This is a genomic window from Pseudomonas sp. FH4, from assembly GCF_000510915.2.
GTDB lineage: Bacteria > Pseudomonadota > Gammaproteobacteria > Pseudomonadales > Pseudomonadaceae > Aquipseudomonas > Aquipseudomonas brenneri.
Window position 1 is genome coordinate 107,794 of sequence record NZ_AOHN01000006.1, and the last position, 20,914, is coordinate 128,707.

Consider the following 20,914-nt stretch of genomic DNA (forward strand, 5'->3'; position numbering starts at 1 on the left):
AAGGACCTCACCATGCAAGCGCTCAAATCATTGGCCGTACTCGGCCTGCTGTTCGCCACCCAGGTATCGGCCCATGGCTTGTGGACCGAGCAACGCCGTGGGCATATCGAAGTGGTCTACGGCCACGGTGCCGAGGACGAAGCCTTCAAGGCGAATAAGGTCAGCGGTGCCTGGGCCTATGACGCGAGTGGGCGGATGATCCCGGTGACCGTGCAGCGCCTCAACGACCAGGCGCGCCTGCAGCCGCTCAAGTCCCCTGCCGTGCTGGCCGTGGCGTTTGATAATGGCTTGTGGTCGCAAACCCCGGACAAGAAATGGGTGAACCAGGGCCGCAGCCAGGTCCCCGGCGCCATCGAAACCACCCAGGCCCTGAAGTACAGCCTGGCGATCTATCAGGCCGGGGCGAAGCTGCCCAGCCTGGATCAGTTGAAAATGGTGATCGTACCCGAGGTCGACCCACTGACTGTCGGCCCAGGCAAGCTGCTGCCCGTGCGCGTGCTGATCGATGGCAAGCCTGCGGCCGGGATCAAATTGATTGGCGACTACCGCAGCGCGCCGAACACCTTGAGCACCGAGACCGACCAGGATGGCCGGGCCCAGGTACTGGTGCGCAACGAGGCGTTGAATGTGATTGCGGCGCAGGTGGAAGTACCGGTCAAAGGCGATAGCGAGATTCAGACCCGCGCGCTGTTCAGCTCACTGACCTTCCTTGGCCAACCGCACCACGAATAAACACTACTGAACCCTGTAGGAGCTGGCTTGCCTGCGATGCAGGCACCTCAGTGTGTCAGTCACACCTCGGTGATGCTATCGCAGGCAAGCCAGCTCCCACACAAGCCCGCTGCCACGTTAGAGGCTGACGGGGGCTCTTTCACACAAGGTATTGAGCGCCGCCGCCCACTGCGGATCATCATTGAGGCACGGTACCAATACCAACTCCTCGCCCCCGGCTTCGCGAAATTGCTCCAGCCCGCGATCACCAATCTCTTCCAGGGTCTCGATGCAATCGGCGACAAACGCCGGGCACATCACCAGCAATTTCTTCACACCCTGCCGGGCCAGCGCTTCCAGGCGGGCTTCGGTATAGGGTTCGATCCATTTCGCCCGGCCCAGGCGCGACTGGAACGCCACCGACCATTTATCGTCCGGCAGGCCCATGCGCGCAGCAAAGTCGCGGGCGACGCTGAAGCATTGCCCGCGATAACAGGTGGTGCGCACTTCAGGCGAGGCATTGGCGCAGCAGTCACCCGCGCCTTCGAGCGAATGCCCGGGGTTGAGTTTGTTCAGGTGCCGCTCCGGCAGGCCGTGGAAGCTGAACAGCAGGTGATCATAATCCTGCTGCAGATGTGGCTTGGCACTGGCCACCAGGGCGTCGAGGTATTCCGGCTGGTCGTAGAACGGTTGCAGGATCGAGAACTGCAGGTCGAGCTGCTTGTCCCGCACCACTCGCCGTGCTTCTTCAATCACGGTCGTCACGGTGCTGTCGGCGAACTGTGGGTACAACGGCGCCAGCGTGACCTTGTGGATGCCCTGCCCGGCCAGACGGCTCAGCACGCTCTCGATTGAGGGCTCGCCATAACGCATCGCCAGCTCCACCGGCCCCTGGGTCCACTGGGCGGTCATCTGCTGTTGCAGGCGCCGGCTGAGCACGACCAGCGGCGAGCCCTCGTCCCACCAGATCGAGGCGTAGGCATGGGCCGACTGTTCGGGACGCTTGATCAGAATCAGCGACACCAGCAAGCGCCGGACCGGCCACGGCAGGTCAATCACATACGGGTCCATCAAAAACTGATTGAGGTAGCTGCGCACATCGGCCACCGAAGTGGACGCCGGTGAACCCAGGTTGACCAGTAACAACGCGTGATCCGTCATGCAACATCCTATCTCTAGAGGCGGCTGGACAAGTCGTCCAGGGCCGCGTGCAACTCAGTGAACTGAAAAGTGAAACCGTCAGCCAACAACCGCTCGGGTAGCGCCTTCTGCCCGCCCAGCAACAGGCCGGACAACTCTCCCAACCCTACCCGCAAGACAAACGCCGGCATGGGCATGAACGCCGGGCGGTGCAGGACCTGGCCCAGGGTCTTGGCGAACTCGCGATTGCGTACCGGATGCGGCGCGCAGGCATTATAAGGACCGCTGGCATCAGGTTTGTGCAGAAGAAAATCAATCAGGGCGATTTGATCCTTGATATGCACCCACGGCATCCACTGCCGACCGCTGCCGATAGGACCGCCCAGGGCCAGTTTGAACGCCAGCACCAGCCGCGACAAAAAGCCGCCCTCAGCCGCTAGCACCAGGCCAGTACGCACCAAAACCACCCGCAAGCCCAATGCCTCGGCGCGCTGGGCGGTTTCTTCCCAGGCGATGCACAACTGGCTGGGGAAATCGTCCTGCACCGGGCCGCTGGCTTCGGTCAACTCGCGCTCACCGCCATCGCCGTACCAGCCCACCGCCGAACCGCTAATCAAGAGCGCAGGTTTCACCGCCAGGCCCTCAAGCCAGGCCAGCAAGGTTTCCGTCAGACTGATCCGGCTGCTCCACAGCAACGCCTTGCGCTTGTGCGTCCAGAGACGATCGGCAATCGGCGCACCCGCCAGGTTGATAACCGCGTCCACCGGCTGCGTTATGTCCTGCAAACGGGCGACACCCTGCACCGGCTCACCACACAACCTGGCGACTTGCGCGGGGTTGCGGCTCCAGACCGTCAACCGATGCCCCTGGGCGCTCCAGTGCTGGCAGAGCTGGCGGCCGATCAGACCCGTACCGCCGGTCAGCAAAATATGCATGAGATCTTCCTCCTGTAGCGTTGGCCGGGCATCGCTGGTCTATTTTATATGCAGGGATCTTTTTAATTGGCCAGACCTAGGCTTAACCATAGGTCACGCCACACGTTAAGGCATGCCGAAACTTATACCAAAAAACAATATTGTACAGCTATTGGTGTCGGCGTAGTCTGTACCCAAAGGTAAAACGAGGCCTCCCATGACTGTTCCCATCGCGATCATCGGTACCGGCATCGCCGGACTTTCGGCCGCCCGAGCGTTAAACGATGCCGGGCACGTTGTACAACTCTTCGATAAAAGCCACGGCAGTGGCGGGCGCATGTCCAGCAAGCGCACCGAGGCCGGCGCACTGGACCTGGGCGCACAGTATTTCACCGCGCGCGACCGACGCTTCGTCAATGAAGTGCAACGCTGGCAAGCCAATGGTTGGGCTGCCGAGTGGGAGCCGCAGCTCTACAACTGCCAATCCGGACAACTGAGCCCCTCCCCTGACGAACAGACCCGCTGGGTCGGCACCCCGCGCATGAGCGCTATCACCCGCGCACTGCTCGATGACCTGCCAGTGGAGTTTGGCTGCCGTATCACCGAAGTGTTCCAAGGCCAGCAGCACTGGAACCTGCTGGACGCCGACGGCGACAATCATGGCCCCTTCAGCCATGTGATTATTGCCACACCGGCGCACCAGGCCACAGCCCTGCTGGCTGCGGCGCCCAAACTGGCGAGCACGGCGGCCGGGGTGAAAATGGACCCGACCTGGGCCGTCGCCCTGGCCTTCGAAACGCCATTGGATACCCCGATGGAAGGCTGTTTCGTACAAGACAGCCCCCTCGACTGGTTGGCCCGCAACCGTAGCAAACCAGGGCGTGACGCCACGCCGGACACCTGGATCCTGCACGCCACCAGTGCCTGGAGCAAACAGCACCTGGACTTGCCCAAGGAAGCCATCATCGAGTTGTTGCACGGCGCCTTTGCCGAACTGCTGCACTGCAGCATGCCGGCACCCTCCTTCAGCCTTGCCCACCGCTGGCTGTATGCCCGGCCTGCTGGCGGCCATGAATGGGGAGTATTGGCCGATGCCGACCTGGGCCTGTATGTCTGTGGCGACTGGTGCCTGTCGGGCCGGGTCGAAGGTGCCTGGCTCAGCGGCCAGGAAGCGGCGCGGCGCCTGCTTGAACACCTGCAATGAACCGCATCAATCCGGCGAAGTTGCTGTTATCAAAATGGACAGCAACCCGCCCTCGGCACAAGGAAAAGCATTTCCTGGTCACCGAGCTGTTCCGCGATGAACAAGGCACGGTACTGGAGATTGAACTACAGGCCGTGCTGACCCGACGGGCAGAACGCCTGGCCTGGCACAACCTGCAAGATGCCGAGCACTGGAAAATGGGTTGGAAGTAACCTCGACCGAAAAACCTGTACAAAATATTTGACTTGTACACATCAAAACCTATGATGAGATTAGTTGTACAGGAAATAATCCCTGTACAGGAATTTTGCAGAGGTTTGCCATGCCCAGCCCCGCGCCCACCACCGGCAAACCCAGGATCGCCATCAGCGCCTGCCTGCTCGGCGAGAACGTGCGTTTCAATGGCGGGCACAAGCAATCGCCCCTGTGCAGCCAGGCACTCGCCGACTACTTCGACTTTGTGCCTCTGTGCCCCGAAGTCGCCATCGGCCTGGGCGTCCCCCGCGAGCCGATTCGCCTGGTGGGCGACCCGCAACAACCGCAAGCCGTGGGTACCGTCCACCGCGACTTGAACGTGACCGGCGCACTGGACGCCTATGGCCAGGACATGGCCGCCGAGCATACCGACCTGTGCGGCTACATTTTCATGCAGAAGTCACCGTCCTGTGGCCTGGAGCGGGTCAAGGTCTACCGCGACAACGGCACCCCGGTCGATGGTGGCGGGCGTGGGATCTATGCCCAGGCATTCTGCGCCCGTCACCCCAACCTGCCGGTGGAAGAAGATGGCCGCCTGCACGACCCGGTGTTGCGGGAAAATTTCCTGACCCGGGTGTTTGTCTACGCCACATGGCAGCAATTGCTTGTTGAAGGGCTGACCCGTCACCGTCTGCTGGCCTTCCACACGCGCTACAAATACCTGTTGATGGCCCACAGCCCGGCCCACTACAAAAGCCTGGGCAACCTGTTGGGCAGCATGGGCAAGGGCTGCGACCTGCAAGCCCTTGCCGCTGACTATTTCAGCAAGCTAATGAGCGCACTGAAAAAGTGCGCCACCCGCGGCACCCACTCCAACGTGCTGCAACACATCAGCGGTTACCTCAAGCAGGTCATCAGCGCTGAAGACAAACAGGAAATGCAGACCCTGATCGGCCAATACCGTCACGGCATCGTGCCACTGGTGGTACCGCTGACCCTGCTCAAGCATCACTTTCGCCAACACCCGGACCGCTACATCGCGCAGCAGGCGTACCTGCAACCGCATCCGGAAAACCTCAGCCTGCGCAATGCGATTTAACCCATGAACGTTTCTACGCAACACCCCGCCGAAGACTTGGCCCTGGCCCTGGAGCAAGGCTGGCTGCCGATCCGCGAAGTGGCCCGCCAGACTGGGGTCAACGCGGTGACCCTGCGTGCCTGGGAGCGTCGCTATGGCCTGATCGTGCCGCAGCGCACGCCCAAGGGCCATCGGCTGTTCAGCGCCGAGCATGTGCAGCGCATCCAGACCATCCTGACGTGGCTCAACCGCGGCGTGCCGGTCAGCCAGGTCAAGCAGTTGATCGACAACGCCCAGCCGGTGGACAACAGCGCCGAAAACGAATGGCAGGACCTGCGCCAGACTCTGGTACACGCGATCAGCCAACTGGCCGAGCGCCGGGTGGATGATGTGTTCAACCAGGCCATGGCCCTCTACCCACCGCGCACCCTGTGCGAACACCTGTTGTTGCCGCTGCTCAAGGAGTTGGAGCAGCGCTGGCAGGGCCAATTCGGCGCGCAAATGGAGCGGGGGTTTTTCCATTCCTGGCTGCGCAGCAAATTCGGCGCGCGGATGTATCACAACAATCGCCAGCTTAATGGCCGCCCTTTATTGCTGATCAATCATTCCGATCTGCCACTTGAGCCCCACCTGTGGTTGAGCGCCTGGCTGGCCAGCAGCGCCGATTGTCCGGTGGAGGTCTTCGACTGGCCGCTGCCCACCGGCGAACTGGCCCTGGCGGTCGAACACCTGCAACCGCGGGCCGTGTTGCTGTACTCAAGCAAGGCCATCAATCTGGCGGTCCTGCCGAAACTCTTGAGCGGCACCCGTTGCCCAATCCTCATCGCCGGACCAACGGTGTGCATCCATCAGGCCGAGTTGGCGGTATTAACCCAGGACATCCCAGAACTGTTGTTGGCCGAAGACCCGTTGTCGGCCCACCAGCTCTTGACCCAGCGCGGGCTTCTCTAAATGCATCTGATCTGGCTGCGCAGCGACCTGCGCCTGCATGACAACACCGCCCTCGCGGCCGCCTGCCAGCGCGGCCCGACGGCGGCGGTGTACCTGATCACTGCCGAGCAGTGGCTGGCCCATGACGATGCGCCGTGCAAGGTGGACTTCTGGCTGCGCAACCTCAAGACGCTGAGCCAAGCCCTGGGCCAACTGAATATTCCCCTGCTGATCCGCCATGCCGACACCTGGGATCAGGTGCCACAGGTGCTGGTCGAGTTATGCCAGGCCTTGTCGGTCGAGACGGTTCACGTCAACGACGAATACGGAATCCACGAAAGCCGACGCGATGCCGCCGTGGCCCAGGCCCTGGAAACACAAGGCGTGAGCTTTCACAGTTATCTGGACCAACTGCTGTTCCAACCCGGCAGTGTGCTGACCAAGACCGGCACCTACTTCCAGGTGTTCAGCCAGTTTCGCAAGGTCTGCTACAACCGCCTGCACAGCACCCTGCCACGCCGGATACCGACACCCAAGGCCCAGGCCACACTGTCATTGGCCAGCGATGCCGTTCCCGAGCAGGTCAAGGGATTTGCCCCACCCAGCGACACCCTACGCGCACTCTGGCCGGCGGGAGAAGACGAGGCGCACCGACGCCTTGGGCAATTTGCCGACGCGCAGATCAGCTACTACAAGGACGAGCGCGACTTCCCGGCCAAGCCCGGTACCAGCCAGTTGTCTGCGTACCTCGCGGCTGGCGTGGTTTCGCCGCGCCAGTGTCTGCATGCCGCATTGCAAAGCAACCAGGGTGAATTCGAAAGTGGCGACACCGGTGCCGTCACCTGGATCAACGAGCTGCTGTGGCGTGAGTTCTACAAACACATCCTGGTGGGCTACCCACGGGTGTCGCGCCATCGTGCCTTTCGCCCGGAAACCGAAGCCGTGGCCTGGCGTCACGCGCCCGAGGACCTCGCCGCCTGGCAGGAGGCGCGTACCGGTCTGCCGATCATTGATGCTGCGATGCGCCAGTTGCTGGAAACCGGCTGGATGCATAACCGCCTGCGCATGGTGGTGGCGATGTTCCTGACCAAAAACCTGCTGATCGACTGGCGCGAAGGCGAGCGCTTCTTTATGCGTCACCTGATCGACGGCGACCTGGCAGCCAACAACGGCGGCTGGCAATGGAGTTCGTCCACCGGCACCGACTCGGCGCCATACTTCCGGATTTTCAGCCCGCTGAGTCAGTCCGAGAAGTTCGATGGCGAAGGGCGTTTCATCAAGCAGTGGCTGCCGCAACTGTCGGGTCTGAACAAGAAGGACGTGCACAACCCCGACGCCGCCGCCGGCCTGTTTGGCGTGGCCGACTACCCACGGCCCATCGTCGATCTGAAGCGTTCCCGTGAGCGCGCGTTGGCCGCCTTTCGCGCCCTGCCCTCGCGCCAGGCGGGAGGCGTGTATGAGTGATTTCCTGCGTCAGTTTGCCAATTCCTTCGCTACTCTGGACAAACACAACCTGCACCTGCTTGACCGTTTGTACAGCCAGGACATCAACTTCACTGATCCACTGCACCAGATCCACGGCATCAGCGCGCTGAAAGCGTACTTCGCCGAGCTTTACATCAAGATCAGCCAACTGCATTTTGACTTCCACGGCTTCGACCACGTGACCGAAGGCGAGGGTTATTTGCGCTGGACCATGAGCTTTTGCCACCCGCGACTGGCGGGCGGCCAGCAGATTCAGGTCGAGGGCTGCTCCCACCTGTTATGGCACGACAAGGTTTACCGGCACCGCGACTATTTTGATGCCGGAGCGCTGCTTTACGAACACCTGCCGGTACTGGGCCCAATTGTTCGTTGGTTAAAAGGGAAAATGGCATGAGCCTGATATCGCCACGCCGTTACTGGCTGACGGGGGCAAGCAGTGGTATTGGCGCCGCACTGGCCGAAGAGTTGCTCGGCAGCGGCGCACAGGTGGCGCTGAGCGCGCGCGCCAAGGCACCGCTGGAGCAGCTTGCCCAACGTTATCCGGGGCAAGTGCTGGTGGTAGCCGGCGACTTGACCAACAGCCAGGTGGTACGCGAAATCGGCGAGCACATCACGCAAGCCTGGGGCGCCCTGGACACGGTGATTTTGAATGCCGGCACCTGCGAATACGTGGATGCCAGGCAATTCGATGCCTCGATTATCGAACACGTGGTGCGCACCAACCTGCTGGCCAGCAGTTATTGCATCGAGGCCGCCTTGCCGCTGCTGCGTGCCGGGCAAACCCCGCACCTGGTCGGCGTCGCCAGTGCCGTCACGTACCTGCCGATGCCCCGCGCAGAAGCCTACGGCACATCCAAGGCCGGCCTGCGCTACTTGTTCGAATCCCTGCGCATCGAACTGTCTCCCGAAGGCATAGATGTGACCGTGGTCAGCCCCGGTTTCGTCGATACGCCTTTGACCGAACGCAATGATTTCCCGATGCCCTTGAGCTGGCCGGCCGATAAGGCCGCGCGGCATATTTTCGACAAACTGCAAAAGCGCCCACTGGAGATCGCCTTCCCGGCGCTGTTTATCGCCACCCTGTGGCCGCTGTCGAAACTGCCGAACCGCGCGCAGTTGATCATCGGCAAGCGCATGCTGCGCAGCCCGCCGCCGCACAAGGACAACCTGTGAAGATCGCCATTGTCGGCAGCGGAATTTCCGGGCTGACCAGTGCCTATCTGCTCAGCCGCCGCCATGACATCACCGTGTTCGAAGCCGGCGGCCGGATTGGCGGCCACACCCACACGATCGACGTGACGGTCGAGGGCCAACGGTATGCGGTGGACACCGGCTTTATTGTGTTCAACGACTGGACCTACCCCAACTTCATCCGCCTGCTGGGGCAGATCGGCGTGCCGTTCAAGCCGACCGAGATGAGTTTTTCGGTGTGCGCTCCCGAGGAAAATGTCGAGTACAACGGCAACAACCTCAACAGCCTGTTCGCCCAGCGCAGCAATATCCTGTCCCCGGGTTTCTGGGGCATGTTGCGCGACATCCTGCGCTTCAATCGCCAGGCGCCCCTGGATTTGCAGGAACAACGCATCAGCGCGCAGATGCCCCTGGGCGAATACTTACAGGCGGGCAACTATGGCCCGCGTTTCATCCGCCACTACATCGTGCCCATGGGCGCAGCGATCTGGTCGATGCCGCTGGCGGACGTGCTGGAGTTTCCGCTGCAGTTCTTCGTGCGCTTCTTCAAGAACCACGGTTTGCTATCGGTGAATAATCGGCCGCAATGGTGCGTGATTGAAGGAGGTTCCAGCCGCTATATCGAGCCGCTGACCCGCTCGTTTCGCCAGCAGATCCGCCTCAACTGCCCGGTGCACAAGGTCGAGCGTACGCTTGAGGGGGTCGTGATCCACAGTGCCGATGGCCGTGAACATTTCGACAAGGTGATCTTCGCCTGCCACAGCGACCAGGCCCTGGCCCTGCTGGAGGATCCGAGCCTGGCCGAGCAACAGATCCTTGGGGCGATGACCTACGCCGACAACGACGTGGCCCTGCACACCGACACCCGTTTGCTGCCCGACCGCCCGCTGGCCTGGGCCAGTTGGAACTATCGGCTGGACGCCAGCACGCACAAACCGGCAGCCGTCACCTACGCCATGAACATCCTGCAAGGCATCGACAGCGCCACCACCTTTTGCGTCAGCCTTAACCAGACCGCGATTATCAACCCGCTGAAAATCCTCGCCCGCTACACCTACGCCCATCCGCAACACAGCCTGGCGGCGGTAGCGGCACAAGCGCGCTGGGAAGAATTGCATGGCGCCCGGCACACCTATTACTGCGGGGCCTACTGGGCCAGCGGCTTTCATGAGGACGGTGTGGTCAGCGCCCTGCGCGTGGCCCAGGCCTTTGGGGAAACCCTGTGAAGTGACCAACACCCCGTGGCGCGAGCGCTATCACTATGTGCTGCCAAGTTGCAGATCGTCAGCCGCGACACCGATATGAACCTGCTGCACATGGAAGACTTCGGCCTGTATTACGCGCGAACCCTGCGCTTGTGGGAGTTCTACCTGTGCTATTGCGAAGGTGGCTTTATGGAACGCACTATCGGCACCGCGCAATTGCTGCTGGGGCGTTTCAGTGCTTAAACCGTAGGAGCGAGCTTGCTCGCGAAAAACTTGAGAGCACCGCGTTTAACCAGAAAACCTGCGTTATCGTTGGCGCCCTTCGCGAGCAAGCTCGCTTCTACAGGGGTTGGCAAGCGACGCAACAGCAAAAAAACTGAAACCGGTCGGCTTTAGCTTGCAGCTGGACGCTTGAAGCTTGAAGCTGCGCCCCATGACCACCATCCCCCACACCCAAATCACCGAACCCGCCGTCACCTGTGCCACGTGCGCAGCCTGCTGCTGCCAGCTGGAAGTCATGCTGATCACCGACACCGGCGTGCCTGATCGCTTTATCGATACCGACGACTGGGGTGGCGAAGTCATGCTGCGCCTGGACGATGGCTGGTGCGCGGCGCTGGATCGCGACACGATGATGTGCACCATCTATGAAAAGCGACCGTTGATTTGCCGGGAGTTCGAGATGGGCGCGCCGGAGTGCATTGAAGAGCGCCAGGGGATTGCGACGGTCTACCGCTGACTCTGCAAACGGTGAAGATCAAATGTGGGAGCAAGCCCGGCTCCCACATAGGTTGTGCATGTGCCTGGGGAATATCAGAGCGCCATTGTGTAGTTCAACGAGTAGCTCTCGATACCATCGTTATGGCTGCTGATGCCCGCGTTGGAATAGTGCGTGGCACGGATCCCCACCTGATGCCCACCGGCAAAGCGCAGGCCAAAGCCCAGGCGATCTTCAAACTGGAAAGCCTGGCCAATGTTGCTGTCTTCGACACGGGTGCGTGAAAACAGCGCCACGCCAATCCCCGCTTCGATGTAGGGTTTGACAGACTCGCCGGCGAACTCGTACACAAACACCGGCGAAAAGGACAGGCTGCTGACACTGGCGCGTTTGTCACCATCCCAGAAGGTATAAGCGCCGCTCCAGTAGCCGGTCAGGCGACCGACATCGCTCTGCCACCAGCTCTTGTCCCAGTCCGATTGCAGGCCCAGACGATAGGTCATGGTCGAATCACTGGTATGCCCCACCCCAAATTCCAGGCCGGCAGCCTGGGCCGAAACCGAGTGTCCCACCACTACGGCTGCAATCGCAGCCACACAGAACAAGCGCTTCATAAGAAACATCCTTTACCAAACGAAGTTGTATGTTTTTTGATACGTATCAACAGCTATAGAAATCCTGGATTACGCAGAAGTTCAGCTAAAAAACCGACTATTTCACGATTTTTTACCGATCGAAGCTTCGCACAACGCCAGTGAATTTCCATAGTGTGGGTAGGATATCTCTGAGGTGTTGCGGATCACCGCTGGTCCAGAACTGTGCAGTCCGAGGCGGGCCCTCGGCCAGCAGTTGGCGTTCGTCCAGCAGGCGCTGCAACTGACGCGCGACCGCCGCCCCAGTGTCGATCAGGATGATCGTCGGTGGCAGCAGCGTCGCCAGCAATGGCTTGAGGAAGGGATAGTGGGTGCAGCCCAGGATGATGGTGTCGCAGCCGGCCTCGACCAATGGTGCGACATACCCTTGCAGCATCTGGCGCAGCGCCGGGCTGTTCAGGTCGCCGGCTTCGATCAGCTCCACCAGCCCTGGGCAAGGTTGGGTAATCACCCGCACATCGGTAGCAAAGCGATCCAGCAACGCGGCGAACTTGGCGCTTTGCAGGGTGCCCGTGGTGGCGAGCACCCCGACCACACCGCTGCGGGTCGCGGCCGCCGCGGGCTTGACCGCCGGCTCCATGCCCACCAGCGGCCAATTCGGATAATCACTGCGCAGATCAGCGACCGCCGCCACCGTCGCCGTATTACAAGCAATCACAAAGGCCTTGGCGCCCTGCTCGCGGAAAAACTCTGCGACCACCCGCGAACGCTCACGAATGAATGCCGGGGTTTTCTCGCCGTAGGGGATATGCCCGCAATCCGCCACGTACAGCAGCGACTCATGGGGCAACAAACGATGAATTTCATCCAGCACCGACAAGCCGCCGACGCCGGAGTCGAACACACCAATCGGTGCATCCTTAACCATACTGGCTACCGCAAACGCTGCAGCCTGGATCACGCTTGACCCGCAGCTCGCGAAAACGTGTGCCCAGGGCATCGATCAACAGCAGGCGCCCGACCAGCGGCGTGCCAAAGCCGGCCAGCAGCTTCAGGGCTTCCAGGGCTTGCAGGCTGCCGACCAGCCCAACCAGCGGGCCAACGACGCCGGCTTCGCTACAGGTCAGTTCGGTGTCGCTGCCATGCCCATATAAACAGTGGTAACACGGGCTTTCCGGGCGCCGCGGGTCGAACACCGAGAGCTGGCCTTCCAGGCGAATCGCCGCGCCGCTGACCAGTGGCTTGCCAGCCACCACGCACGCCGCATTCACTGCCTCACGGGTGGAAAAGTTATCGGAGCAATCGAGCACCAGGTCCACAGCGGCCACGGCGGCGGCTAACGAATCAGCGTCCAGCGCCGTGCGGTGGGCAATCAGTTGAATCTCCGGGTTGATCGCACTCAACCGCTTGATAGCTGAATCGACCTTGCTCAGGCCGACGCTGTCGGTGTCGTGGATGATCTGGCGTTGCAGATTGGTCAGGTCGACGGTATCAAAGTCTGCCAGATGCAACTCGCCGACACCGGCCGCCGCCAGGTACAGGGCCACCGGAGCACCGAGGCCACCAAGACCGACGATCAACGCACGGCTGTTTTTCAGGCGCAACTGGCCCTCGATGTCGACCTGTTGCAACAGAATCTGTCGGCTATAGCGCAACAGCTCCTGATCGGTCAGCACGGCCGGCGTCCCAGGCTGATGCGCTCATGGCCACCGAGGTCGATACGGCTGTGGACTTCGTCAAAACCTTGCGCCAGCAGCAGGTCGCGCACGGCGGGAGCCTGGTCGTAACCGTGTTCGAGCAACAACCAGCCGCCGGCCTCTAGGTGCGCGGGCGCCTGGGCGATGATCAAGCGCAGGTCGTCCAACCCATCCTGGCCTGCAACCAGCGCACTGGCCGGTTCGAAGCGCACATCGCCGGCCACCAGGTGTGGATCGTTGTCGGCTATATAAGGTGGGTTGCTGATGATCAGGTGGTAGGTGTGATCTTTCAGGGCACTGAACCAGTGACTGTTGAGCACCGTGACGTTGTCCAGGTGCAGGCGCTGGCGATTGCGTTCGGCCAGCGCCACGGCCTCCAGCACGCGATCAACAGCGGTCACGCTCCAGGCCGGGCGCTCACTGGCCAAGGCCAGGGCAATAGCGCCGCTACCGGTGCCCAGGTCGAGGACAGTCGCCGGGGTGGCGGGCAACAGTTCCAGGGCCGCTTCCACCAGCAACTCAGTGTCCGGGCGCGGGATCAGCGTGTGCGGCGCGACTTCCAGGTCGAGTTTCCAGAAGCCTTGCTGGCCGAGGATATAGGCCACCGGCTCGCCGCTGCGGCGCCGTTGCAGGTAGTCGGCAAACACCAGGGCGTCCTCGCTGCTGACGATTTTTTCTGGCCAGGTGTGCAAGTAGCTGCGGGACTTGCCCAGGGCAGCCGCCAGCAGCAACTCCACATCCAGGCGCGCGGTCGGCGAGTCGGGCAGGTCGGCGGCGCGCAACAAGCTGGCAATAATGGTCATTTATTCACCTATCGCCGCCAGTTGGTCGGCCTGGTATTCGGCCAGCAACGGCTCGATCACGGCGTCCACGCCGCCGGCAAGGATTTCGTCCAGGGAGTACAGGGTCAAGTTGACCCGGTGGTCGGTGACCCGGCCCTGGGCATAGTTGTAGGTGCGGATACGTTCGGAGCGGTCGCCCGACCCCACCAGCAACTTGCGCTCGCTGGCAATCGCGTTGGCGGCGGCGCTGGTCTGCTGGTCGTTGAGTTTGGCCGACAGCCAGGACATGGCTCGCGCGCGGTTCTTGTGCTGGGAACGTTCTTCCTGGCACTCCACCACAATGCCGGACGGCAAGTGAGTGATGCGGATCGCCGAATCGGTCTTGTTGACGTGCTGGCCACCGGCGCCCGACGAACGATAAGTGTCGACGCGCAAGTCTGCCGGGTTGATTTCGATGGTTTCCTGCTCGTCCGGCTCGGGCAATACCGCCACGGTGCAGGCCGAGGTGTGGATGCGGCCCTGGGATTCGGTGGCTGGGACGCGCTGTACGCGGTGGGCGCCGGATTCGAATTTCAACTTGCCGTAGACGTTCTCGCCTTCGACCCGGGCAATGATTTCCTTATAGCCGCCGTGCTCGCCTTCGTTCTCGGAGAGGATTTCCACGCGCCAGCCGCGACGCTCGGCATACCGCGAGTACATGCGGAACAGGTCGCCGGAGAAGATCGCCGCCTCGTCGCCACCGGTACCGGCGCGAATTTCGAGGAACACGTTGCGCCCATCGTTAGGGTCTTTGGGCAGCAGCATGCGTTGCAGGTCGCCTTCCAGCTCGACGAGCTTTTCCTTGGCCTCACGGACTTCTTCCACGGCCATTTCACGCATGTCCGGGTCGCTGTCCTTGAGCAGGGCCTGGGCACCTTCGAGGTCGGCCTGCACTTTGAGCAGTTGCGAATAGGTGGTCACGATCGGTTCAACTTCGGCGTATTCCTTGGAATAGGCACGGAACTTGGTTTGATCGGAAATGACCTCGCCGTCGCCGAGCAAGGCGGTCAGTTCTTCGAAACGGTCCTGGAGCACGTCCAGTTTATTGAGCAGTGACGCTTTCATTGCGGTTTTTTATCCGAAGAGCTGTCTGGCGCGCCCTCACCGAGGGCAAAGAGTTCCTGGGCCATGGCCAGCGCATCGAGGCGGCCTTCGGCAGTCAGTTTTTTAAGCTGTACGCTGGGAGCATGCAACAGCTTGTTGGTCAGGCCACGGGCCAATTGCATCAAAACATCTTCAGCACTGGCGCCATTGGCCAGCAGCCGCTGGGCCTTGATCAATTCCTCGTCGCGCAAACGCTCGCCCTGTTGGCGATAGGCCTTGAGCACATCCACGGCGGCCAGTTCGCGCAGGCGCACCATGAATTCATCGGCACCGACCGCGACCATTTCCTCGGCAGCCTGGGCAGCGCCCTGGCGGCTCTTGAGGTTTTCGGCGACCACTTCGTGCAGATCGTCGACGCTATATAGATAAACGTCGTCCAATTCACCGACTTCGGGCTCGATGTCCCGGGGGACGGCGATATCCACCATGAAAATCGGTTTGTGCTTACGCAGCTTCAAGGCACTTTCCACCGCGCCCTTGCCGAGGATCGGCAACTGGCTGGCAGTGGAGCTGATCACGATATCGCTGCGCACCAGTTCGGCCGGGATATCGGCCAGTAATACTGCATGGGCGCCGAATTCTTCGGCCAGGATGCTGGCGCGCTCCAGGGTTCGGTTGGCCACCACGATACGCTTGACGCCCAGGTCATGCAGGTGCCGGGCGACCAGGGTGATGGTCTCACCCGCGCCGATCAGCAGGGCCTGGCTGCGCTGCAGGTCGCTGAAGATCTGCTTGGCCAGGCTGACGGCGGCAAATGCCACGGAGACCGGGTTTTCACCAATCGCCGTATCGGTGCGCACCTGCTTGGCCGAATTGAAGGTGGCCTGGAACAAACGCCCCAGCAGCGGCCCCACGGTCCCGGCTTCGCGGGCCACGGCGTAGGCCGACTTCATCTGGCCGAGGATCTGCGGTTCACCCAACACCAGCGAATCAAGCCCCGACGCAACGCGCATCATGTGACGAACTGCCGCATCATCTTCGTGCACATAAGCACTGGAGCGCAGGTCATCCAGGCTCAAATGATGATAGTCAGCCAGCCAGCGCAGCACGACATCCGCACAAAGATGTTCCTGCTCTATATAGAGCTCACTGCGATTGCAGGTGGAAAGGATCGCAGCTTCGCGGCTGTCGGTGAGCCGGCACAGCTGCTGCAAAGCCTCAACCAACTGCTCCGGGGTAAACGCCACGCGCTCGCGGACGTCTACAGAAGCAGTCTTGTGGTTGATACCCAGAGCAAGGAAGGCCATTCAATATCGCTGATGATGTCGAGAAGCCGACAATTGTCCTACTTCGACTGACTCAGAACAACCACCGTCGTCTATTGTCCTAATGCCTTATGCCTATAAAGGCCCGTTGTAGGAGCGAGCTTGCTCGCGAAAATCGTCAACGATAACGCTGCCACCCCGGGCAAACGCGGCGCCTTTGCGTTTTTCGCGAGCAAGCTCGCTCCTACAGGGGGAGCATTTAAGGCAATCGGAGTGCCCCGGTTATGTTTGGCCGAGGGCTTGTGTCATGATGATCCGACCGCAGGTTAGTGTCGTCCTCTTCCTATATGAATAGATCTTCCGCGTTGCTCCTTGCCCTTGCCTTCCTCGGCGGCTGCCAGTCCATGGCCCCCGTATCGTCGCAGAGTCCTGCGCCGGTGGAAGACAGCACCCCCGCCCCTGAAAAACCCAAGGTTTATTCCTCGTTCAGTGAAGAAACGATCTTCAGCCTGCTGAGCGCGGAGCTCGCCGGCCAGCGCAATCGTTTCGACATTGCCCTGGATAACTACGTAACCCAGGCCATCAACACCCAGGATCCGGGGATTTCCGAGCGCGCATTTCGCATCGCCGAATACCTTGGCGCCGACCAGGCAGCCCTGGATACGGCGATGATCTGGGCGAAGAACGCGCCGGATGACCTGGAAGCCCAGCGCGCCGCAGCCATCCAGTTGGCACGCGCCGGGCGCTACGACGACTCCATGGTCTATATGGAGAAAGTCTTGCAGGGCAAGGGCGATACCCATTTCGACTTCCTCGCCCTGTCGGCCGCCGATACCGACCAGGACACCCGCGACGGCCTGATGAAGAGTTTCGACCGCCTGCTGCAAAAGCACCCGAGCAATAGCCAACTGGTGTTTGGCAAGGCATTGCTGCTGCAACAGGATGACGAACCACAGGCCGCCCTGAAACTATTGGAGCAAAACCCGCCGGAAGAAGGTGAGATCGCCCCGCTGCTGCTGCGTGCGCGACTGCTGCAAAGTCTCAACCGCGGCAAGGAAGCCTTGCCGCTGCTGCAAAAAAGCATCAAGAAGTATCCGGACGATAAGCGTCTGCGCCTGACCTACGCGCGCATGCTGGTGGAACAGGACCGCATGGAAGACGCCAAGGTGGAGTTTGCCAGCCTGGTCCAGCAATACCCGGATGACGACGAACTGCGCTACTCCCTGGCGCTAGTGTGCCTGGAAGCCAAGGCCTGGGAAGAGGCCAAGGGTTATCTGGAAGACCTGATCGCCCGCGAAAGCCATGTCGATTCGGCCCACCTGAACCTGGGACGCATCGCCGAAGAACGCAACGACCCGCAAGGCGCGCTGATCGAATACGCCCAGGTCGGCCCCGGCAACGACTATCTGCCAGCCCAACTGCGCCAGGCCGATATCCTGATGAACAACGGCCGCACCGACGAAGCCGAAAAACGACTGGCCGCTGCCCGCGATGCCGAGCCGGACTACGCCATCCAGCTGTATCTGATTCAGGCCGAAACCTTGTCGGCCAACAATCAGGGGGAGCGCGCCTGGAAAATCCTCGCCCAGGCCCTGCTGCAATACCCCGACGACCTGAACCTGCTGTACACCCGCGCCATGCAGGCCGAAAAACGCAATGACCTGGCACAGATGGAAAAGGACCTGCGCCTGATCATCAAGCGCGACCCGGACAATGCCATGGCACTGAACGCCCTGGGCTACACCTTGTCAGACCGTACGACGCGTTATGCCGAGGCCAAGGCCCTGATCGAGCAGGCCCACCAGCTCAACCCGGAAGACCCGGCAGTACTCGACAGCCTGGGTTGGGTGAATTACCGCCTGGGCAACCTGGATGAAGCCGAACGCCTGTTGCGCCTGGCCCTGGAGCGGTTTCCCGACCAGGAAGTCGCCGCTCACCTGGGCGAAGTGCTATGGGCCCAGGGCAAACAACGCGAAGCCCGACAAATCTGGGGCAAGTTCCTCAAGGAACAACCCGACAGCCCTATCCTGCGCAGCACCATCAAGCGCCTGACCGGATCCGAGACTCTTTAATTCTATGTTTTTGCGCCACGCCATCGTTTTTAGTCTTATCGCCTTGCTCGCCGGTTGTGCGGGCTTCGGCGCCCGTGAGTCCGTCGAAGGCCAGGGCAACCCGGCGCAGTGGCGCCAACACAAGGATCAGCTCAGCAGCATTGATGGCTGGCAGATCGAAGGCAAGATCGGGGTGCGTGCACCGAAGGATTCGGGCAGCGGCACCTTGTTCTGGCTGCAACGCCAGGACTATTACGATATCCGCCTCTCTGGCCCCCTGGGCCGTGGCGCTGCACGCCTGACCGGGCGCCCGGGGCAAGTGAGCCTCGAAGTGGCCAACCAGGGCCGCTATGAAGCGCCATCACCGGAAGCCTTGCTCGAAGAGCAGGTCGGCTGGAAGCTGCCGGTCTCGCATCTGGTCTGGTGGGTTCGCGGCCTGCCCGCGCCTGACAGCAAGAGCCGCCTGAGCCTCAATGGCGACAGCCGCCTGGCCACTCTGGAACAGGATGGCTGGCAGGTCGAATACCTGAGCTACGTGGAACAAAGCGGCTACTGGCTACCCGAGCGCATCAAACTGCACGGCAGCAACCTTGACGTCACGCTGGTGATCAAGGACTGGCAACCACGCAAGCTGGGGCAGTGACATGAGCGAACGCCTGACCCTGCCCTCCCCGGCCAAACTCAATTTGATGCTGCATATCCTCGGTCGCCGTGAAGACGGCTATCACGAGTTGCAGACGCTGTTTCAATTCCTCGACTACGGCGATGAACTGACCTTCGCCGTGCGCGACGATGGCGTGATTCGCCTGCACACCGAATTCGAAGGTGTGCCTCACGACAGCAATCTGATCGTGAAGGCAGCCAAAAAACTTCAGGAACAATCCGCGTGCCCCCTCGGCATTGATATCTGGATCGATAAAATCCTGCCCATGGGCGGCGGCATCGGCGGCGGCAGCTCGAATGCCGCGACCACCCTGCTCGGTCTCAATCACTTGTGGCAACTGGGTTGGGATGAAGATCGCCTGGCCGCGCTGGGCCTGACGCTGGGCGCCGACGTCCCGGTTTTTGTGCGTGGACACGCCGCATTTGCTGAGGGTGTCGGGGAAAAACTCACCCCTGTAGACCCCGAAGAGCCGTGGTATGTCGTGCTTGTTCCGCAAGTATCTGTAAGTACAGCAGAAATTTTTTCAGATCCGTTGTTGACACGTAACTCTTCTCCCATTAAAGTGCGCCCCGTTCCCAAGGGAAACAGTCGAAATGACTGCTTACCGGTGGTAGCAAGGCGTTATCCAGATGTACGTAACGCATTGAATTTGTTAGGTAAATTTACCGAAGCAAAACTCACCGGAACTGGAAGTTGTGTGTTTGGGGGCTTCCCAAACAAAGCTGAAGCTGATAAAGTCTCGGCCCTTCTTACAGAGACCCTTACAGGGTTTGTAGCAAAGGGAAGCAACGTTTCGATGTTGCATCGCAAGCTGCAAAGTCTGCTCTAAAAGGAATCGAGTACTGGGTACTCGTTGCAACAGATACAGGGGCGTCGCCAAGCGGTAAGGCAGCAGGTTTTGATCCTGCCATGCGTTGGTTCGAATCCAGCCGCCCCTGCCATTTTCTATACTCATCCAGGTTACCCTCAGCCTCTAGGTACTGCGCGTGTCCAAGATGATGGTCTTTACGGGGAATGCTAACCCCGATCTGGCTCGGCGTGTTGTACGTCAGCTGCATATCCCTCTCGGTGACATCTCTGTCGGTAAGTTTTCCGACGGCGAAATTACAGCCGAGATCAATGAAAATGTCCGCGGTAAAGATGTTTTCATTATTCAGCCGACTTGCGCTCCGACCAACGATAACCTGATGGAACTCGTCGTGATGGCTGATGCCTTCCGCCGCTCCTCAGCGACTCGAATCACAGCTGTAATCCCTTACTTTGGTTATGCCCGTCAGGATCGCCGTCCGCGTTCCGCGCGTGTGGCTATCAGCGCGAAAGTCGTCGCTGACATGCTGACCGTGGTAGGTATCGACCGTGTTCTCACGGTTGACCTGCACGCTGACCAAATCCAGGGGTTCTTCGATATTCCGGTAGATAACATCTACGGCTCCCCCGTCCTGGTGGATGACATCGAAGACCAGCGCTTTGAAAACCTGATGATCGTGTCCCCGGACATTGGTGGCGTCGTGCGTGCACGGGCTGTTGCCAAGTCCCTGGGCGTGGACCTCGGGATCATCGACAAACGCCGTGAGAAAGCCAATCACTCTGAAGTGATGCATATCATCGGTGATGTCGAAGGGCGTACCTGTATTCTGGTCGATGACATGGTTGATACCGCCGGCACCTTGTGCCATGCGGCAAAAGCCTTGAAAGAGCACGGTGCAGCAAAAGTCTTCGCCTACTGCACACACCCTGTGCTGTCGGGCCGAGCGATCGAGAACATCGAGAACTCAATGCTGGACGAACTGGTGGTGACTAACACCATCCCGTTGTCCGCAGCTGCTCAAGCCTGTTCGCGTATCCGTCAACTGGATATCGCACCGGTTGTTGCCGAAGCGGTTCGCCGCATCAGCAATGAAGAATCGATCAGCGCGATGTTCCGCTAAGGGTCAAACCTTCGCGGCATCAACCTGACGAAAAGCGCCCCGCCCCAGCATATTGTTGGGGCGGGGCTTTTTTGCCCATA

At 60.8% G+C, this 20,914-nt stretch carries 22 protein-coding genes, 1 tRNA gene and 1 pseudogene; 16 read left to right on the plus strand and 8 right to left on the minus strand.

Features of this window, described 5'->3' with window-relative positions; genetic code table 11:
• Window positions 1-12 precede the first annotated feature (12 nt).
• Complete coding sequence (locus H097_RS04590; protein ID WP_032857743.1) at window positions 13-732, plus strand: DUF4198 domain-containing protein; 720 nt, start codon at window positions 13-15, stop codon at window positions 730-732.
• 117 nt (window positions 733-849) lie between these two features.
• On the opposite strand, the gene hemH is transcribed toward H097_RS04590, so the two are convergent.
• Window positions 850-1,872 (minus strand): ferrochelatase, encoded by a 1,023-nt coding sequence (hemH, locus tag H097_RS04595; RefSeq protein ID WP_032857745.1) that lies wholly within the window; start codon window positions 1,870-1,872, stop codon window positions 850-852.
• A 14-nt stretch (window positions 1,873-1,886) separates the two neighbouring features.
• Complete coding sequence (locus H097_RS04600; protein WP_032857746.1) at window positions 1,887-2,786, minus strand: TIGR01777 family oxidoreductase; 900 nt, start codon at window positions 2,784-2,786, stop codon at window positions 1,887-1,889.
• A 196-nt stretch (window positions 2,787-2,982) separates the two neighbouring features.
• Between H097_RS04600 and H097_RS04605 the strand changes: the two genes are divergently transcribed.
• From H097_RS04605 to H097_RS04645, 10 genes and pseudogenes are all read left to right on the plus strand, one after another.
• The gene (locus H097_RS04605) at window positions 2,983-3,969 is read left to right on the plus strand and encodes an FAD-dependent oxidoreductase (protein ID WP_032857748.1); all 987 of its coding nucleotides are present in this window, start codon (window positions 2,983-2,985) and stop codon (window positions 3,967-3,969) included.
• Window positions 3,966-4,181, plus strand: a complete 216-nt coding sequence (locus H097_RS04610) for a TIGR02450 family Trp-rich protein (protein ID WP_032857750.1) — start codon at window positions 3,966-3,968, stop codon at window positions 4,179-4,181. The genes H097_RS04605 and H097_RS04610 overlap by 4 nt, the downstream gene beginning before the upstream one ends.
• A 110-nt stretch (window positions 4,182-4,291) precedes the next feature.
• Window positions 4,292-5,263, plus strand: coding sequence for a DUF523 and DUF1722 domain-containing protein (locus H097_RS04615; protein WP_032857753.1), 972 nt, complete (start codon window positions 4,292-4,294; stop codon window positions 5,261-5,263).
• Between the two features lie 3 nt (window positions 5,264-5,266).
• Window positions 5,267-6,193 carry a MerR family transcriptional regulator gene (locus tag H097_RS04620; protein WP_032857756.1) on the plus strand — a complete coding sequence of 309 codons (927 nt, stop codon included), beginning with the start codon at window positions 5,267-5,269 and terminating at the stop codon, window positions 6,191-6,193.
• Complete coding sequence (gene phrB, locus H097_RS04625) at window positions 6,194-7,636, plus strand: deoxyribodipyrimidine photo-lyase (protein ID WP_032857757.1); 1,443 nt, start codon at window positions 6,194-6,196, stop codon at window positions 7,634-7,636.
• Window positions 7,629-8,051: a nuclear transport factor 2 family protein gene (locus H097_RS04630; protein ID WP_032857760.1), complete on the plus strand. Its 423-nt coding sequence runs from the start codon at window positions 7,629-7,631 to the stop codon at window positions 8,049-8,051. Before phrB ends, H097_RS04630 begins: the two co-directional genes overlap by 8 nt.
• On the plus strand, window positions 8,048-8,830 hold the full coding sequence (locus H097_RS04635; RefSeq protein ID WP_032857762.1) for an SDR family NAD(P)-dependent oxidoreductase: 783 nt from the start codon (window positions 8,048-8,050) through the stop codon (window positions 8,828-8,830). Before H097_RS04630 ends, H097_RS04635 begins: the two co-directional genes overlap by 4 nt.
• Window positions 8,827-10,074 carry an FAD-dependent oxidoreductase gene (locus H097_RS04640; RefSeq protein ID WP_032857764.1) on the plus strand — a complete coding sequence of 416 codons (1,248 nt, stop codon included), beginning with the start codon at window positions 8,827-8,829 and terminating at the stop codon, window positions 10,072-10,074. The genes H097_RS04635 and H097_RS04640 overlap by 4 nt, the downstream gene beginning before the upstream one ends.
• Before the next feature lie 48 nt (window positions 10,075-10,122).
• Window positions 10,123-10,296, plus strand: a pseudogene (locus H097_RS28115) (SAM-dependent methyltransferase); the annotation flags it as partial.
• 190 nt (window positions 10,297-10,486) lie between these two features.
• Window positions 10,487-10,792, plus strand: coding sequence for a YkgJ family cysteine cluster protein (locus tag H097_RS04645; RefSeq protein WP_032857765.1), 306 nt, complete (start codon window positions 10,487-10,489; stop codon window positions 10,790-10,792).
• 74 nt (window positions 10,793-10,866) lie between these two features.
• On the opposite strand, the gene H097_RS04650 is transcribed toward H097_RS04645, so the two are convergent.
• The 6 genes from H097_RS04650 to hemA all read right to left on the minus strand — a co-directional run bounded on the left by H097_RS04650 (window position 10,867) and on the right by hemA (window position 16,233).
• Window positions 10,867-11,385: an acyloxyacyl hydrolase gene (locus H097_RS04650; RefSeq protein ID WP_032857767.1), complete on the minus strand. Its 519-nt coding sequence runs from the start codon at window positions 11,383-11,385 to the stop codon at window positions 10,867-10,869.
• Between the two features lie 112 nt (window positions 11,386-11,497).
• Window positions 11,498-12,292: a glutamate racemase gene (gene murI, locus H097_RS04655; RefSeq protein ID WP_032857769.1), complete on the minus strand. Its 795-nt coding sequence runs from the start codon at window positions 12,290-12,292 to the stop codon at window positions 11,498-11,500.
• Window positions 12,285-13,040 (minus strand): molybdopterin-synthase adenylyltransferase MoeB, encoded by a 756-nt coding sequence (locus H097_RS04660; protein ID WP_032857771.1) that lies wholly within the window; start codon window positions 13,038-13,040, stop codon window positions 12,285-12,287. The genes murI and H097_RS04660 overlap by 8 nt, the downstream gene beginning before the upstream one ends.
• On the minus strand, window positions 13,034-13,864 hold the full coding sequence (gene prmC / locus H097_RS04665) for a peptide chain release factor N(5)-glutamine methyltransferase (protein ID WP_032857772.1): 831 nt from the start codon (window positions 13,862-13,864) through the stop codon (window positions 13,034-13,036). The genes H097_RS04660 and prmC overlap by 7 nt, the downstream gene beginning before the upstream one ends.
• Window positions 13,865-14,947 carry a peptide chain release factor 1 gene (gene prfA, locus H097_RS04670; RefSeq protein WP_029295658.1) on the minus strand — a complete coding sequence of 361 codons (1,083 nt, stop codon included), beginning with the start codon at window positions 14,945-14,947 and terminating at the stop codon, window positions 13,865-13,867.
• Window positions 14,944-16,233, minus strand: a complete 1,290-nt coding sequence (gene hemA, locus H097_RS04675) for a glutamyl-tRNA reductase (protein ID WP_032857774.1) — start codon at window positions 16,231-16,233, stop codon at window positions 14,944-14,946. Before hemA ends, prfA begins: the two co-directional genes overlap by 4 nt.
• Before the next feature lie 305 nt (window positions 16,234-16,538).
• On the opposite strand from hemA, the gene H097_RS04680 reads away from it, so the two are divergent.
• From H097_RS04680 to H097_RS04700, 5 genes are all read left to right on the plus strand, one after another.
• Window positions 16,539-18,263 (plus strand): tetratricopeptide repeat protein, encoded by a 1,725-nt coding sequence (locus H097_RS04680; protein WP_032857775.1) that lies wholly within the window; start codon window positions 16,539-16,541, stop codon window positions 18,261-18,263.
• Window positions 18,264-18,267: 4 nt separating this feature from the next.
• The gene (gene lolB / locus H097_RS04685; RefSeq protein ID WP_032857778.1) at window positions 18,268-18,885 is read left to right on the plus strand and encodes a lipoprotein insertase outer membrane protein LolB; all 618 of its coding nucleotides are present in this window, start codon (window positions 18,268-18,270) and stop codon (window positions 18,883-18,885) included.
• 1 nt (window position 18,886) lies between these two features.
• Complete coding sequence (ispE, locus tag H097_RS04690; RefSeq protein WP_032857779.1) at window positions 18,887-19,735, plus strand: 4-(cytidine 5'-diphospho)-2-C-methyl-D-erythritol kinase; 849 nt, start codon at window positions 18,887-18,889, stop codon at window positions 19,733-19,735.
• Between the two features lie 37 nt (window positions 19,736-19,772).
• A tRNA-Gln gene (locus H097_RS04695) sits at window positions 19,773-19,847 on the plus strand.
• Between the two features lie 45 nt (window positions 19,848-19,892).
• Entirely contained in the window at window positions 19,893-20,834 is a 942-nt protein-coding gene (locus H097_RS04700; RefSeq protein ID WP_003208392.1) for a ribose-phosphate pyrophosphokinase, read from the plus strand.
• The last annotated feature ends 80 nt before the right edge of the window (window positions 20,835-20,914 follow it).

What these genes read in the sequence shown, in the direction of transcription:
- H097_RS04590 (WP_032857743.1), top strand. Translation starts at nt 13, where the DNA reads ATGCAAGCGCTCAAATCATTGGCCGTACTCGGCCTGCTGTTCGCCACC.
- hemH (WP_032857745.1), bottom strand. Translation starts at nt 1,872, where the DNA reads ATGACGGATCACGCGTTGTTACTGGTCAACCTGGGTTCACCGGCGTCC.
- H097_RS04600 (WP_032857746.1), bottom strand. Translation starts at nt 2,786, where the DNA reads ATGCATATTTTGCTGACCGGCGGTACGGGTCTGATCGGCCGCCAGCTC.
- H097_RS04605 (WP_032857748.1), top strand. Translation starts at nt 2,983, where the DNA reads ATGACTGTTCCCATCGCGATCATCGGTACCGGCATCGCCGGACTTTCG.
- H097_RS04610 (WP_032857750.1), top strand. Translation starts at nt 3,966, where the DNA reads ATGAACCGCATCAATCCGGCGAAGTTGCTGTTATCAAAATGGACAGCA.
- H097_RS04615 (WP_032857753.1), top strand. Translation starts at nt 4,292, where the DNA reads ATGCCCAGCCCCGCGCCCACCACCGGCAAACCCAGGATCGCCATCAGC.
- H097_RS04620 (WP_032857756.1), top strand. Translation starts at nt 5,267, where the DNA reads ATGAACGTTTCTACGCAACACCCCGCCGAAGACTTGGCCCTGGCCCTG.
- phrB (WP_032857757.1), top strand. Translation starts at nt 6,194, where the DNA reads ATGCATCTGATCTGGCTGCGCAGCGACCTGCGCCTGCATGACAACACC.
- H097_RS04630 (WP_032857760.1), top strand. Translation starts at nt 7,629, where the DNA reads ATGAGTGATTTCCTGCGTCAGTTTGCCAATTCCTTCGCTACTCTGGAC.
- H097_RS04635 (WP_032857762.1), top strand. Translation starts at nt 8,048, where the DNA reads ATGAGCCTGATATCGCCACGCCGTTACTGGCTGACGGGGGCAAGCAGT.
- H097_RS04645 (WP_032857765.1), top strand. Translation starts at nt 10,487, where the DNA reads ATGACCACCATCCCCCACACCCAAATCACCGAACCCGCCGTCACCTGT.
- H097_RS04650 (WP_032857767.1), bottom strand. Translation starts at nt 11,385, where the DNA reads ATGAAGCGCTTGTTCTGTGTGGCTGCGATTGCAGCCGTAGTGGTGGGA.
- murI (WP_032857769.1), bottom strand. Translation starts at nt 12,292, where the DNA reads ATGGTTAAGGATGCACCGATTGGTGTGTTCGACTCCGGCGTCGGCGGC.
- prmC (WP_032857772.1), bottom strand. Translation starts at nt 13,864, where the DNA reads ATGACCATTATTGCCAGCTTGTTGCGCGCCGCCGACCTGCCCGACTCG.
- prfA (WP_029295658.1), bottom strand. Translation starts at nt 14,947, where the DNA reads ATGAAAGCGTCACTGCTCAATAAACTGGACGTGCTCCAGGACCGTTTC.
- hemA (WP_032857774.1), bottom strand. Translation starts at nt 16,233, where the DNA reads ATGGCCTTCCTTGCTCTGGGTATCAACCACAAGACTGCTTCTGTAGAC.
- H097_RS04680 (WP_032857775.1), top strand. Translation starts at nt 16,539, where the DNA reads ATGAATAGATCTTCCGCGTTGCTCCTTGCCCTTGCCTTCCTCGGCGGC.
- lolB (WP_032857778.1), top strand. Translation starts at nt 18,268, where the DNA reads ATGTTTTTGCGCCACGCCATCGTTTTTAGTCTTATCGCCTTGCTCGCC.
- ispE (WP_032857779.1), top strand. Translation starts at nt 18,887, where the DNA reads ATGAGCGAACGCCTGACCCTGCCCTCCCCGGCCAAACTCAATTTGATG.